General features: G+C 72.4%; 14 protein-coding genes. 7 read left to right on the plus strand and 7 right to left on the minus strand.

All coding sequences use genetic code 11. From position 1 onward, the window contains the following. Nucleotides 1-96 precede the first annotated feature (96 nt). Nucleotides 97-1,053, plus strand: a complete 957-nt coding sequence (locus ACIO3R_RS26365) for a DeoR/GlpR family DNA-binding transcription regulator (protein WP_385354939.1) — start codon at nucleotides 97-99, stop codon at nucleotides 1,051-1,053. Between the two features lie 52 nt (nucleotides 1,054-1,105). Here ACIO3R_RS26365 and ACIO3R_RS26370 read toward each other — a convergent pair whose 3' ends face one another. Together ACIO3R_RS26370 and ACIO3R_RS26375 are read right to left on the minus strand one after the other, a co-directional pair. Then, entirely contained in the window at nucleotides 1,106-1,693 is a 588-nt protein-coding gene (locus ACIO3R_RS26370; RefSeq protein WP_385036734.1) for a TetR/AcrR family transcriptional regulator, read from the minus strand. A gap of 154 nt (nucleotides 1,694-1,847) precedes the next feature. Then, complete coding sequence (locus ACIO3R_RS26375) at nucleotides 1,848-3,602, minus strand: acetyl/propionyl/methylcrotonyl-CoA carboxylase subunit alpha (RefSeq protein WP_402109185.1); 1,755 nt, start codon at nucleotides 3,600-3,602, stop codon at nucleotides 1,848-1,850. Nucleotides 3,603-3,990: 388 nt separating this feature from the next. Here ACIO3R_RS26375 and ACIO3R_RS26380 point away from each other — a divergent pair, with 388 nt between their 5' ends. Continuing rightward, complete coding sequence (locus ACIO3R_RS26380; protein ID WP_385036738.1) at nucleotides 3,991-4,449, plus strand: hypothetical protein; 459 nt, start codon at nucleotides 3,991-3,993, stop codon at nucleotides 4,447-4,449. Nucleotides 4,450-4,459: 10 nt separating this feature from the next. On the opposite strand, the gene ACIO3R_RS26385 is transcribed toward ACIO3R_RS26380, so the two are convergent. From ACIO3R_RS26385 to ACIO3R_RS26400, 4 genes are all read right to left on the minus strand, one after another. Further along, nucleotides 4,460-5,077: a nucleoside triphosphate pyrophosphatase gene (locus ACIO3R_RS26385; RefSeq protein ID WP_363022361.1), complete on the minus strand. Its 618-nt coding sequence runs from the start codon at nucleotides 5,075-5,077 to the stop codon at nucleotides 4,460-4,462. Between the two features lie 31 nt (nucleotides 5,078-5,108). Then, the gene (mmpB, locus tag ACIO3R_RS26390) at nucleotides 5,109-5,237 is read right to left on the minus strand and encodes a morphogenic membrane protein MmpB (protein ID WP_093900106.1); all 129 of its coding nucleotides are present in this window, start codon (nucleotides 5,235-5,237) and stop codon (nucleotides 5,109-5,111) included. 76 nt (nucleotides 5,238-5,313) lie between these two features. Continuing rightward, the gene (locus ACIO3R_RS26395) at nucleotides 5,314-5,520 is read right to left on the minus strand and encodes an acyl-CoA carboxylase epsilon subunit (protein ID WP_362953928.1); all 207 of its coding nucleotides are present in this window, start codon (nucleotides 5,518-5,520) and stop codon (nucleotides 5,314-5,316) included. Nucleotides 5,521-5,534: 14 nt separating this feature from the next. Continuing rightward, nucleotides 5,535-7,118, minus strand: coding sequence for an acyl-CoA carboxylase subunit beta (locus tag ACIO3R_RS26400; protein ID WP_385036742.1), 1,584 nt, complete (start codon nucleotides 7,116-7,118; stop codon nucleotides 5,535-5,537). 133 nt (nucleotides 7,119-7,251) lie between these two features. Between ACIO3R_RS26400 and ACIO3R_RS26405 the strand changes: the two genes are divergently transcribed. From ACIO3R_RS26405 to hutH, 5 genes are all read left to right on the plus strand, one after another. Then, nucleotides 7,252-8,154 carry a biotin--[acetyl-CoA-carboxylase] ligase gene (locus tag ACIO3R_RS26405; protein ID WP_385036744.1) on the plus strand — a complete coding sequence of 301 codons (903 nt, stop codon included), beginning with the start codon at nucleotides 7,252-7,254 and terminating at the stop codon, nucleotides 8,152-8,154. Between the two features lie 121 nt (nucleotides 8,155-8,275). Beyond that, a complete protein-coding gene (locus tag ACIO3R_RS26410; protein WP_385036746.1) occupies nucleotides 8,276-9,457 on the plus strand; it encodes an adenylate/guanylate cyclase domain-containing protein in 1,182 nt (393 codons plus the stop codon). A 76-nt stretch (nucleotides 9,458-9,533) separates the two neighbouring features. Beyond that, entirely contained in the window at nucleotides 9,534-10,346 is an 813-nt protein-coding gene (locus ACIO3R_RS26415; protein ID WP_385036748.1) for an enoyl-CoA hydratase/isomerase family protein, read from the plus strand. A 96-nt stretch (nucleotides 10,347-10,442) separates the two neighbouring features. Beyond that, nucleotides 10,443-11,630 carry a diguanylate cyclase domain-containing protein gene (locus ACIO3R_RS26420; protein WP_385036750.1) on the plus strand — a complete coding sequence of 396 codons (1,188 nt, stop codon included), beginning with the start codon at nucleotides 10,443-10,445 and terminating at the stop codon, nucleotides 11,628-11,630. Nucleotides 11,631-11,709: 79 nt separating this feature from the next. Continuing rightward, nucleotides 11,710-13,260: a histidine ammonia-lyase gene (gene hutH, locus ACIO3R_RS26425; protein ID WP_402109193.1), complete on the plus strand. Its 1,551-nt coding sequence runs from the start codon at nucleotides 11,710-11,712 to the stop codon at nucleotides 13,258-13,260. Nucleotides 13,261-13,340: 80 nt separating this feature from the next. Here the strand turns inward: hutH and ACIO3R_RS26430 are convergent, their stop codons facing one another. Beyond that, nucleotides 13,341-13,631: a hypothetical protein gene (locus tag ACIO3R_RS26430; protein ID WP_402109196.1), complete on the minus strand. Its 291-nt coding sequence runs from the start codon at nucleotides 13,629-13,631 to the stop codon at nucleotides 13,341-13,343. Nucleotides 13,632-13,654: the final 23 nt, after the last annotated feature.

Genomic DNA, 13,654 nt, shown 5'->3' on the forward strand with positions numbered 1-13,654 from the left:
CCGCCTATACCACTTGGCGGCCCCTTGTATGTACAACTTCTGCTATTCGGCGCAAACTGCTGAAAACTCTCGGGTGATGGCGTTACTGTCAGTTTCGTGTTCGCTGCAGAACGTCGTCAATTGATCCTCGAAATGGTGCGTGCCAACGGGGCGGTATCGCTCCGTGAGCTCGCCCGCGTCGTCCAGACCTCCGAAGTGACCGTACGGCGGGACGTGCGGGCACTGGAGGCGGAAGGACTCCTCGACCGCCGGCACGGCGGTGCGGTTTTGCCGGGCGGTTTTACGCGGGAGTCCGGCTTTCCGCAGAAATCCCATCTCGCGACCGCGGAGAAGACGGCCATCGCCGATCTGGCCGCCGGTCTCGTCGAAGAGGGCGAGGCCATCGTGGTCGGCGCCGGTACGACCACGCAGGAGCTGGCCCGCCGGCTCGCGCGGGTCCCCGGTCTGACCGTGGTGACCAATTCGCTGCTGGTCGCCCAGGCGCTGGCCCATGCCAACCGGGTGGAAGTGGTGATGACCGGAGGCACCCTGCGCGGTTCCAACTACGCCCTGGTGGGCAGTGGTGCCGAGCAGTCGCTCCAGGGGCTGCGGGTCTCGCGCGCCTTCCTGTCCGGGAGCGGGCTCACCGCCGAGCGCGGGCTCTCCACGTCCAACATGCTCTCCGCGAGCGTGGACCGGGCGCTGGTGCAGGCGGCGGGGGAGGTGGTGGTCCTGGCGGACCACACCAAGCTCGGCGCCGACACCATGTTCCAGACGGTGCCGACCGACCTCATCACCCGTCTCGTGACGGACGAACCGGCCGCGCACGACGACCGGGCCGCGGCGGAGCTCCAGGCCCTGGCGGACCAGGGAGTGCAGATCGCGGTGGCCGGCGCCGGAGGCGCCCAGACCCCGGCGGACCCCGCGCCGCCCGGCCGGACCAACCGCCGCGACATGCCCCTGCCGGGGCAGCGGCGGACGCACGGGGGCGGGCCGCAGCAGTTACGCGGCACGGCGTCGGTGCTGGCGGAGCAGGGGGAGCGGGCCCGGGTGGCGGACCTGCGCCGGCGGTAGTGCTCCGGCCCCGCCGGCGTTCGCGGCGCGGAGCCGCCGGGGCGGGCCGCCCTCAGCCCGACGCCCGCAAGCCCCGCACCGTCAGTGCCAGCAGCCGCCCCGCCAGGCCCGGATCGTCCGGCGACTGCTCCGCGGCCAGCGCGATCGCGTTCGTGAGCTGCATCAGGTCGTCGATGGAGACCTCCGCCCGCACCGCCCCGCTCGCCCGCGCACGGACCAGCAGGACCGAACCCGCCTCGCGCAGCGGCACATTGCACGGGGACAGCGCCGAAGTCTCGTCCCGGCACGTCGACATGAGCGCCTGGGCCAGCCCGCGGTACTCACCCGCATGAGTGATGATCGCGCCCAGCCACTCCACCAGCCCGTCGCACGGCCGCTCCGTCCCGGCCAACTCGCGGGAGCGGGCGATCAGGTCGGCCACGGCCTCCTGGAACACCGCGCTCATCAGCGCGTGCCGGGTCGGGAAGTGCCGGTACAGCGTGCCGATCCCCACCCCCGCGCGCCGCGCGACATCCTCCAGGGACGCCGTCGTGCCGTGCTCCGCGAACGCGGTACGGGCCTCGGCCAGCAGCCGGTCGTAATTGCGGCGCGCGTCGGCGCGCATGGGCCGGGCCGGTGTCCCTGCCGTGCTCATCGCCATCGCGCAGTCCTCCCTGATTCCGCCGCGGGGGTCCAGGATGCCATCGCGCGTCCGGGCCGGTGCGCCGCAGGCGGCGTTCCCCCGGCCCACGAACGGCGCCCCTGCCACGTCGTACGAGGTGACAGGGGCGCCGGTGGAACGGACGGAGCGGGGGTCAGTCCTTGATCTCGCAGATGACGGCACCGGACGAGACCGAGCTGCCGACCTCGGCGACCAGGCCCTTGACCGTGCCGGCGCGGTGCGCGTTGAGCGGCTGCTCCATCTTCATGGCCTCCAGGACGACGATCAGGTCGCCCTCCTTGACCTCCTGGCCCTCGGTCACGGCGATCTTCACGATCGTGCCCTGCATCGGGGAGGCGAGGGTGTCGCCGGAGGCCGCGGAGCCGGACTTCTTCGCCGCGCGGCGCTTGGGCTTGGCGCCCGCCGCGAGTCCGGTGCGGGCCAGGCTCATGCCGAGCGACGAGGGCAGCGAGACCTCCAGGCGCTTGCCGCCGACCTCGACGACCACGGTCTCGCGGCCGGACTCCTCGTCCGCCTCGGCGTCGGCCGGAGCGGCGAACGCCGGGATCTCGTTGACGAACTCGGTCTCGATCCAGCGGGTGTGGATCCGGAACGGGTCCGAGGTGAACGCCGGGTCCGCGACGACCGCACGGTGGAAGGGGATGGCGGTGGCCATGCCCTCGACGGTGAACTCGCCCAGCGCACGGGCCGCGCGCTGGAGCGCCTGCTCACGCGTCGCACCGGTCACGATCAGCTTCGCCAGCAGCGAGTCCCAGGCGGGGCCGATGACCGAGCCGGACTCGACGCCCGCGTCCAGGCGGACACCGGGGCCGCTCGGCGGGGCGAACAGGGTGACGGTGCCGGGGGCGGGCAGGAAGCCGCGGCCCGGGTCCTCGCCGTTGATCCGGAACTCGAAGGAGTGGCCGCGCATGACCGGGTCCCCGTAGCCCAGTTCCTCGCCGTCGGCGATCCGGAACATCTCGCGCACGAGGTCGAGGCCGGTGACCTCCTCGGTCACCGGGTGCTCGACCTGGAGGCGGGTGTTGACCTCCAGGAAGGAGATCGTGCCGTCCGTGCCGACGAGGAACTCGACCGTGCCGGCGCCGACGTAACCGGCCTCCTTCAGGATCGCCTTCGACGCCGCGTACAGCTCGGCGTTCTGTGCCTCGGACAGGAACGGCGCCGGGGCCTCCTCGACCAGCTTCTGGTGCCGGCGCTGGAGCGAGCAGTCACGGGTGGAGACGACGACCACGTTGCCGTGGGAGTCGGCCAGGCACTGGGTCTCCACGTGCCGCGGCTTGTCGAGGTAGCGCTCCACGAAGCACTCCCCGCGCCCGAACGCGGCCACGGCCTCACGGACCGCGGAGTCGTACAGCTCCGGGATCTCCTCCAGGGTGCGGGCGACCTTCAGCCCGCGCCCGCCACCGCCGAAGGCGGCCTTGATCGCGATCGGCAGCCCGTTCGCCTCGGCGAAGGCGACGACCTCGGCGGAGCCCTCGACCGGGTCCGGGGTGCCCGCGACGAGCGGGGCACCCGCGCGCTGCGCGATGTGACGGGCGGCGACCTTGTCACCGAGGTCCCGGATCGCCTGCGGCGGCGGGCCGATCCACGTCAGCCCGGCGTCCAGCACGGCCTGGGCGAACTCGGCGTTCTCCGAGAGGAATCCGTAACCCGGGTGGATCGCGTCCGCCCCGGAGTCCTTGGCAGCCTGGAGCACCTTGGCCATGTCCAGATAGCTGGCGGCCGGGGTGTCACCGCCCAGGGCGAATGCCTCGTCGGCCGCCCGCACGTGCAGAGCGTCGCGGTCCGGGTCCGCGTAGATGGCCACGCTCCCGATTCCCGCGTCCCGGCAAGCTCGGGCAACACGGACAGCAATTTCGCCACGGTTGGCGATGAGCACCTTGCGCACGATGGCTCCCTCCTTGAAACAAGCTGAGTTTAGGGACTACCGACACGGCCCTACGACCCGTCCCCAATGGTGAGCTTGCCCACACGGAGTGTGATTCGAGGCTTGCTCAAGTCGCGAAATCCCTTGTGGCACCACGGTACGCCGGGATCCATAACCGCACAGTAGCCACGAGGTGTGGTCCAGGTCTCTGTCGGTACGGGCAGCGACGCCCGGTGTTTCTTTGTCTGATTCCTACTAACGGCTGTGCGATTCTTTGCCCGCCGCCCGGCCGCCCTCCCCGCGGGGACCCGCCGGGAGGCCGCAGCGGCGCGAAGGCGGCCAACCCCTTGTCCGGAGCATTACCGATTAGTAGGGTCCGCGCTATCGCACGTACTGCAGGTAACAGGGGGTGAGCGCCATGGTGCGCAGGCCGGTGGCTTTCATAGCCGCGATCGCGCTGTTCGCGGAAGCCGTGGGCATCGTGGTCGTCAACGGCGTCATGGCGACCGTCGTGAAGAACCAGGACATGTCCCTGGCGGGGATGGACCCCGGCGCCATGGCCAACGGCACCTGGGCGCTCGGCGGAGTCTCCGGACTGTTCCTGCTGCTGTGCGGGGTGCTGCTCCTGCTGACCGGCATCCGCGACCGGGCCCCGGGCCGGATCGCCCGGATCGTCCTCATCTGCTGCGCCGTCATCCACGGGGTGCTGGGCGCGGTCACGGTGGGTCCGGTCGGCTGGACCGCGTTCGTGTTCATGATGGTGGTGCTCGGACTGCTCGTGCTGACGCTGGTGCTGTACGGCGCCGACCGCGAGGAGCCGGCCGCCGAGGCGGGTACGGAGCCGCCGGCGGCCCCGGCCCCGGCCTGACGGGCCCCGCTCAGACCCAGAGATCGGTGACCGGGATGCCCAGCTCGCCCAGCAGCCGCCGCAGCAGCGGCAGCGAGAGCCCGATGACGTTGCCCGGGTCGCCGTCGATGGAGTCCACGAACGGCGCCGAGCGCCCGTCGAGGGTGAAGGCGCCCGCCACGTGCAGCGGTTCGCCGGAGGCCACGTAGGCGGCGATCTCCGCGTCCGTCGGCTCACCGAAGCGGACCGTCGTCGACGCGGTCTCCGAGACCGTCCGCCCGGCCGCGGTGTCGGTCAGGCTGTGACCGGTCCGCAGCACCCCCGACCGGCCCCGCATGGACTTCCAGCGGGCGGTGGCGTCCTCGGCGTCGGCCGGTTTGCCGAGCGCCTCGCCGTCGAGTTCGAGCACCGAGTCGCACCCGATGACCAGGGCGCCGGCGACCTCCGGAAGCGCGGCCACGGCCGCGGCCTTGGCCTCGGCGAGGACCAGCGCCAGCTCGGCGGGGGTCGGGGCGCTCAGCGCGTCCTCGTCCACCCCGCTGACGATCACCTCGGGAGCGAACCCGGCCTGCCGGAGCAGACCGAGGCGGGCGGGGGAGGCGGAGGCGAGCACGAGACGGCGGGGTGCGGGATCAGTCATGCGCGCCATCGTACAAATCAGCCGCACGCCTCCCGCACGGTCAGCGGGTGCCGAGCACGAACATGGCGACCACCATGGCCAGCGCGAGCACCAGACCCGCGCGCCGCATCATGTCCTGGGCGTCGCGCAGTTCCTTCGGCGGCTTGTTCTCGGGGTCCGACCACAGCATGCCCACGATCCTGCCGCGCGGGCCGCGCGGGCGCCTGAGTACGCGTACTCAACCACCCACGGGAGCCTCCTGCCGGCTACCCGGGCCAGTACGTGCGCGCCCAGGCGCGCGGCCCCGGCAGATGACGGCCGCGCCGGGCGACCCGGCCCGGGTCGGACCACTGGCCGGGCAGCTCCGGCGCGCCGGACGACACGGCGGCCACCGCGGCGGCGCGGGCCCGGACGACCGCGAGCGCGGCTGCCAGCTCTTCCGGGGTCGGGTTGCCCCGTACGACCTTGATCATGGCCGGAGCCCTTTCTAGAGAGGGATGTTGCCGTGCTTCTTCGGGGGCAGCGACTCCCGCTTGGTCCGCAGCTGCCGCAGCCCCTTGACCACGTGGGCCCGGGTCTCGGACGGCATGATCACCGCGTCCACGTAACCGCGCTCTGCCGCCACGTACGGGTTGAGCAGCGCGTCCTCGTAGTCCGCGATCAGCCCGGCGCGGGTGGCGTCCTGATCCTCCGCGGCGGCGATCGTGCGGCGGTGCAGGATGTTGACGGCGCCCTGCGCGCCCATGACGGCGATCTGGGCGGTCGGCCAGGCGACGTTGATGTCGGCGCCCAGGTGCTTGGAGCCCATGACGTCGTAGGCGCCGCCGAACGCCTTGCGGGTGATCACCGTGATCAGCGGGACCGTCGCCTCCGCGTACGCGTAGATCAGCTTGGCGCCGCGGCGGATGATGCCGCCGTACTCCTGGTCGACGCCGGGCAGGAAGCCGGGCACGTCCACGAAGGTCAGCACGGGCACGTTGAAGGCGTCGCAGGTGCGCACGAAGCGCGCGGCCTTCTCGCTCGCGTTGATGTCCAGGCAGCCGGCGAACTGCATCGGCTGGTTGGCGACGATGCCGACCGGATAACCCTCGACCCGGCCGAAACCGGTGAGGATGTTCGGCGCGAACAGGGCCTGGGTCTCCAGGAACTCGCCCTCGTCCAGCACGTGCTCGATCGCGGTGTGCATGTCGTACGGCTGGTTCGCCGAGTCGGGGATGAGCGTGTCCAGCTCACGGTCCTCCTCGCTGGTCGCGAGGTCCGCCTCCTCCGGGAACGCCGGGGCCTCGGAGAGGTTGTTCGACGGGAGGTAGGAGAGCAGCGACTTGACGTACTCGATGGCGTCCTTCTCGTCGCCCGCCATGTGGTGCGCCACACCGGAGGTGGTGTTGTGGGTGCGGGCGCCGCCGAGTTCCTCGAAGCCGACATCCTCACCGGTGACCGTCTTGATGACGTCGGGCCCGGTGATGAACATGTGCGAGGTCTGGTCGACCATGACCGTGAAGTCGGTGATAGCGGGGGAGTAGACCGCGCCGCCCGCGCACGGTCCGACGATCAGCGAGATCTGCGGGACGACACCCGAGGCGTGCACATTGCGCCGGAAAATCTCCGCGAAGAGACCCAGCGCCGCCACGCCTTCCTGGATACGGGCGCCGCCGCCGTCGTTGATGCCGATGACCGGACAGCCGGTCTTCAGCGCGAAATCCATCACCTTGACGATTTTCTCACCGTAGACCTCGCCGAGCGAGCCGCCGAAGATGGTGAAGTCCTGCGAGTACACGCAGACGGGGCGGCCGTCGACCGTGCCGTACCCGGTGACGACACCGTCTCCGTACGGGCGGTTCTTCTCGATCCCGAAGTTCGTCGAGCGGTGCCGGGCGAATTCGTCGAGCTCGACGAAGGAGCCCTCGTCCAGCAGCAGGTCCACGCGCTCGCGCGCCGTCAACTTGCCCTTCGCGTGCTGCTTTTCCACCGCGCGCGCGGAACCCGCGTGGGTCGCCTCTTCGGTACGGCGCTGCAGGTCCGCGAGCTTGCCCGCGGTGGTGTGGATGTCGGTCTCTTCCGGCTCGGACATCGGGTTGCGGCTCCCTGCCTGGTCACGGGGACGACTGTGCTGCTGATCAGCGGATGAACGGCTACTGTCCCGTAGCGTATCGGCGCGGATACGGTTCGGCAGTGCGTCGTTTGACACACCTAGGGTGGCTTGCATGACACCTTCGGATGCGTCTCACAACCGTTGGTCGGACCTGGACCGGCCGCCCCTGAACGTTCCCGCGCTGCGGCGCGGTCTGCTCCGGCCGGACGGGCTGTGGAGCTCCCTCGACGTCGTGGACACCACCGGGTCCACCAACTCCGACCTCGTCGGGCGGGCCGCCGGGCTCACCGAGGGCGCCGTCCTGGTCGCGGAGGAGCAGACCGCCGGACGGGGACGCCTCGACCGGACCTGGACCGCCCCGCCCCGCTCCGGCCTCTTCTTCTCCGTCTACCTGGTCCCCGGGGACATCCCGGTGCGGCACTGGGGATGGCTGCCGCTGCTCACCGGGGTCGCGGTGGCGGCCGGTCTGGCGAAGTCGGCGGGCATCGACACGGCACTGAAGTGGCCCAACGACGTCCTGGTCACCGTCCCCACGGACTCCGGCGGCCCCGGCCCGGGGGAGGCCCCGTCCACCGAGGAGCGCAAGACCGGCGGCATCCTCGCCGAACGCGCCGGTGACGGGGTCGTCATCGGCATCGGCCTCAACGTCTCCCTGCGCGCGGACGAGCTGCCCGCCCCCACGGCCGCCTCGCTCGCCCTGGCCGGAGCGGTCTCCACGGACCGCGAGACGCTGCTCAGGGGCGTGCTGCGCTCGCTGGAGCAGTGGTACGGGAAGTGGCGCGCGGCGGACGGCGACGCGGCCGCGAGCGGCCTGCGCGAGGCGTACGCGGCGAGCTGCGCGACGCTCGGACGCACGGTACGGGCCCAGCTGCCGGGCGACCGCACCCTCACGGGCGAGGCGGTGGCGATCGACGGGGACGGGCGGCTGGTCCTGTCGACCGGCGACGGCCTCCAGGAGCCCGTGTCGGCCGGCGACGTCGTGCACCTGCGGGGGGCCGGAGGCGGTCTGACCTGAGCGGCGTGCCCCGCATCCGGGTGACCTGGGGACGTGAGGTAGGGCACACCTGCCGTATCGTTGAGGCGATCCACCGACAGATCGGCAGGGCAGTGCGCAGGGAACGGGCAGGAGGCGGCTGGTGACCGTCGACGACACGACCTCCGGCGATGGCGCGGAGCCCCCGTCGGACCCATCGGTCCACGCGACACCGCATCACGAAGTCGACCACACGGCGGAACCGACCGACGACCCCCTCGCGATCAGGCTGGAAGCGCTGATCCTGGGCGCCGACCGGCGCTACACCCCGTTCCAGGCCGCCCGGACCGCGGGCGTCTCCATGGACCTGGCGTCCCGGTTCTGGCGGGCCATGGGCTTCGCCGACATCGGACAGGCCAAGGCGCTGACCGAGGCGGACGTGCTGGCGCTGCGGCGGCTGTCAGGTCTGGTCGAGGCCGGGCTGCTCAGCGAGCCCATGGCGATCCAGGTGGCCCGGTCCACCGGGCAGACCACCGCCCGGCTGGCGGAGTGGCAGATCGATTCGTTCCTGGAGGGCCTGACCGAGCCGCCCGAGCCCGGTATGACCCGGACCGAGGTCACGTACCCCCTGGTCGAGCTGCTCCTGCCGGAGCTGGAGGAGTTCCTCGTCTACGTGTGGCGGCGCCAGCTCGCCGCCGCCACCGGCCGGGTCGTGCAGGCCGCGGACGACGACGAGATGGTCGACCGGCGGCTCGCCGTCGGCTTCGCCGACCTCGTCGGCTTCACCCGGCTCACCCGGCGGCTGGAGGAGGAGGAGCTCGGCGAGCTCGTCGAGTCCTTCGAGACCACCTGCGCCGACCTGGTCGCCGCGCACGGCGGCCGGCTCATCAAGACGCTCGGCGACGAGGTCCTCTTCGCCGCCGACGACGCGGGCACCGCGGCCGAGATCGCGCTGCGCCTCGTCGAGGCCATGGCGCTGGACGAGACGATGCCGGCGCTGCGCGTCGGCATCGCGTTCGGCACGGTCACCACCCGGATGGGCGATGTCTTCGGCACCACGGTGAACCTCGCCAGCCGGCTGACCTCGATAGCTCCGAAGGACGCCGTCCTGGTGGACGGGGCGTTCGCCGAGGAGCTGACCCGTACCGGCGACGCCCCCGTCTCCGAGGCCAGGGCCGCGCAGGACGCGGCGGCCGCGGCCCGCGCCGAGAAGGAGGGCGCGGACGGCGAGGAGCCGGGGCCGGTGCCCAAGTACCGCTACGGGCTTCAGCCGATGTGGCAGCGCCCGGTGCGCGGCCTCGGGGTCGTCGAGCCGTGGCTGCTGGCCCGTCGCGGCCAGTCCTGACCTCGCCTCGTCCGGCTTGAGGGGCGGCGCTCTAGGATCCCTGCGGTAACGCTCGTTAACCGACAGGGGTGCAGTCATGACCGTCACGTCCGAGCAGCGGTTCGGGGAATTCGTCGTCGTACGGGGTCACGAGGGCCTGGAGCACGTCGCCGAGCTGGTCCTCGACCGGCCGAAGGCCATGAACGCGGTGTCCACGGACATGGCCCGCTCGATCGGCGCCGCCTGCGCCGCGCTCGCCGCCGACCCGGACGTACGGGTCACCGTCCTCACCTCCAGCCATGAGCGGGCCTTCTGTGTGGGGGCGGACCTCAAGGAGCGGAACTCCTTCACCGACGCCGACCTGGTGCGGCAGCGGCCCACCGCCCGCGCCGCCTACACCGGTGTCCTCGAACTGCCCATGCCGACGATCGCCGCGGTGCACGGTTTCGCGCTCGGCGGCGGATTCGAGCTGGCCCTGTCCTGCGATCTGATCGTCGCCGACCGGACCGCTCTGGTGGGCCTGCCCGAGGTCTCGGTCGGCGTCATCCCGGGCGGCGGCGGCACCCAGCTGCTGCCGCGCCGGATCGGGGCGGCGCGCGCCGCCGAGCTGATCTTCACCGCCCGCCGGGTGGAGGCGGCGGAGGCCCGTGAGCTGGGGCTGGTCGACGAGCTGGTGGCGGAGGGGCAGGACCGCTCCGAGGCGCTGGCCCTCGCCGGCCGGATCGCGGGCAACTCCCCGGTGGGGCTGCGCGCGGCGAAGCGGGCGCTGCGGCTCGGGCACGGGCTCGATCTGCGGGCCGGCCTGGAGGTGGAGGACTCCGCGTGGCGGTCGGTGGCCTTCTCCGGCGACCGCGCGGAGGGCGTCGCCGCGTTCAACGAGAAGCGGAAGCCGAACTGGCCCGGGGAGTGACGCGTCAGTAACTGCGAGTAGTCGATCGGCGACGCAACGCGCATGATCATGGTCGTAAACTGATCAAATCACCACAAATCTACATAGGCTGGAGCGATGGGTGGTGATGATGCGCGACTCCGGGCCGTGGTGTCGCTTGCGCAGGCGATGGCGGCGGCGCACACCCCGCGGGGGTGCTGGCGAGCGGCCGCGCTGGGTGCGTGCGAGGCGCTGGGCGGCAGCTTCGCCGCCCTCTCGGTGTGGGAGCGCGGGCGCGGGCGGCTGCGGGTCCTGGTGAACGCGGGCGACCGGGCCGAGGGGGAGGAGGAGTTCCCCGACGAGGAGACGTACCCGGTGCACCAGTTCCCGGAGATCACCGAGTTCCTCCACGAGCGGTGGGCCGGGGGCGGTGAGCCGGACGCCTGGGTGGAGACCGCCGAGGGCCCGGTGGAGCCGGCTCCCGTGGACGGTGGGCGGGGGGCCGGGGCGGCGGGTGCGCGCGGTTACGGGCACGGTTACTGCCATCAGCGGGTGGCGGCCCTGCGCCGGCGCGGGCGCGGCTGCTGCGTGGTGGCGCCGATCGTGCTGCACGGCCGGGCCTGGGGCGAGCTCTATGTGGCGCGTCCGGTGGGGGAGCCGGTGTTCGGGCGCGCGGACGCGGACTTCGCCACCGTGCTGGCCGCCGTCGTGGCCGCCGGGATCTCCCAGACGGAGCGCCTGGAGGAGGTGCGCAAGCTCGCCTTCACCGATCCGCTGACCGGCCTCGCCAACCGGCGGGCCGTCGACATGCGGCTGGACGAGGCGGTGGAGCGGCACCGGGTGGACGGTTCGGTGGTCAGCCTGGTCGTCTGCGATCTCAACGGGCTGAAGTGGGTCAACGACACCCATGGCCACGCGGTCGGTGACCGCCTGCTGGAACGTTTCGGCTCGGTGCTGTCCCGGTGCGGCGCCAGGCTGCCCGGCGCCCTGTCGGCCCGGCTCGGCGGGGACGAGTTCTGTCTGCTGGCCGTGGGCCCGGGGGCGGACGAGGTGGTCGCGGTGGCCACCGAACTCTGCGAGCGGGCGGCCGAGCTGGAGTTCGGCAACGGGGTGGCCTGCGGGATCGCCTCGACCGGGGACCCGATCGGCCCGGTCGTCTCCGCGCGGCGGCTGTTCCGGCTGGCGGACGCGGCCCAGTACCGGGCGAAGGCGGCCCGGTCGCCGGAGCCCGTGGTGGCGGGGCGCGACGGCGAGGTGATCCGGCTGGCCGACTCCCCGCCCAAACCCGCCCACGACCGGCGCCGGCTGCGCGGGAACCGTCCCTGAGCCGCCCGGTCCGATCGGTAAGGGGTCAACCGGGCGACCACTAGTGACATGAAGAGATTCAATCCGTACGCTTCTGAATATGGATATGCATACAGTCGTGGTGGGGACGTCCGGTACCACCGCCCAGGACGTCATCGCCGTGGCCCGCGACAACGCCCGTGTCGAGCTCTCCGCCGCCGCGGTGAGCGCCCTCGCCGCGGCCCGTGAGGTCATCGACGCGCTCGCCGCCAAGCCCGAGCCGGTCTACGGCGTCTCCACCGGATTCGGGGCACTGGCCAGCCGCCACATCAGCCCGGAACTCCGCGCGCAGCTCCAGCGCAACATCGTCCGCTCGCACGCCGCCGGCATGGGCCCGCGCGTCGAGCGCGAGGTCGTCAGGGCGCTGATGTTCCTCCGGCTGAAGACGGTCGCCTCCGGCCACACGGGCGTACGGCCCCGGATCGCGCAGACCATGGCCGACGTCCTGAACGCAGGGATCACCCCCGTCGTTCACGAGTACGGGTCGCTCGGCTGCTCCGGCGACCTGGCGCCGCTCTCGCACTGCGCGCTGACCCTGATGGGCGAGGGCGACGCGGAGGGCCCCGACGGTGTCGTGCGCCCCGCCGGCGAGCTCCTCGCCGCCCACGGCATCACCCCGGTCGAGCTGCGCGAGAAGGAGGGCCTGGCCCTCCTCAACGGCACCGACGGGATGCTCGGCATGCTCGTGATGGCCATCGCCGACCTCCAGAACCTCTACACCTCGGCGGACATCACCGCGGCCCTCTCCCTGGAGGCCCTGCTCGGCACGGACAAGGTCCTCGCCCCCGAGCTGCACGCCATCCGCCCGCACCCGGGCCAGGGCGCCAGCGCCGACAACATGCTCCGGGTCCTCGCGGGCTCCGGCCTCACCGGCCACCACCAGGACGACGCCCCCCGCGTCCAGGACGCCTACTCCGTGCGGTGCGCCCCGCAGGTCAACGGCGCGGGCCGGGACACCCTCGCCCACGCCCGGCTCGTCGCCGACCGCGAACTGGCCGCGGCCGTCGACAACCCGGTGGTGCTCTCCGACGGCCGGGTCGAGTCCAACGGCAACTTCCACGGTGCCCCGGTCGCGTACGTCCTGGACTTCCTGGCGATCGTCGCGGCCGACCTCGGCTCGATCACCGAGCGCCGGACCGACCGGCTGCTGGACAAGAACCGTTCGCACGGGCTGCCGCCGTTCCTGGCGGACGACGCCGGCGTCGACTCCGGCCTGATGATCGCCCAGTACACCCAGGCGGCCCTGGTCAGCGAGATGAAGCGGCTAGCCGTCCCGGCCTCGGCGGACTCGATCCCGTCCTCCGCGATGCAGGAGGACCACGTCTCGATGGGCTGGTCGGCCGCCCGCAAGCTCCGTACCGCCGTCGAGAACCTCGCCCGGATCGTCGCCGTCGAGCTGTACGCGGCGACCCGCGCGATCGAGCTGCGCGCCGCGCAGGGACTCACCCCGGCGCCCGCCTCGCTGGCGGCCGTCGAGGCGCTGCGGGCGGCGGGCGTGGAGGGGCCGGGCCCGGACCGCTTCCTCTCGCCGGACCTGGCCGCCGCGGACGCGTTCGTGCGCGCGGGGAACCTGGTCGCGGCGGTGGAGCCGGTGACGGGGCGGCTCGCCTAGGGCCTTTCGGAGTCGCTCGTTCCAGTGACGTAGGCGGAGGCGGCCACCGGGTGAACCCGGTGGCCGCCTCCGTATGAGGGTCAGTGCGCCGGCGACGGGCCGACGCGGCGGGCGGAGTAGGTGACGAGGCCCGCGCCCATGCCCAGGAACGCGATGCCCCCGATCAGGTACGGAGTCGTGTCGATCCCGGTCCCGGTGTCGGCGAGCGTCGTGCCGTCCGTGCCGTTGGCGTCGACGGCGGACGTCCGGCCCGGTGTGCCCGCGGTGGCGTCCGTGCCGCCGGTGGCGTTGGCCGTCGGTACGAACCAGAGGGCGCACAGCAGCGCTCCCGCGGCGGTGGCGGTCAGGAGCGGGCGGCGGGTGATGGCCACAGAATCGATCCCCCTTGTGACAG

The organism is Streptomyces sp. NPDC087428 (assembly GCF_044744085.1).
Taxonomy (GTDB): Bacteria; Actinomycetota; Actinomycetes; order Streptomycetales; family Streptomycetaceae; genus Streptomyces.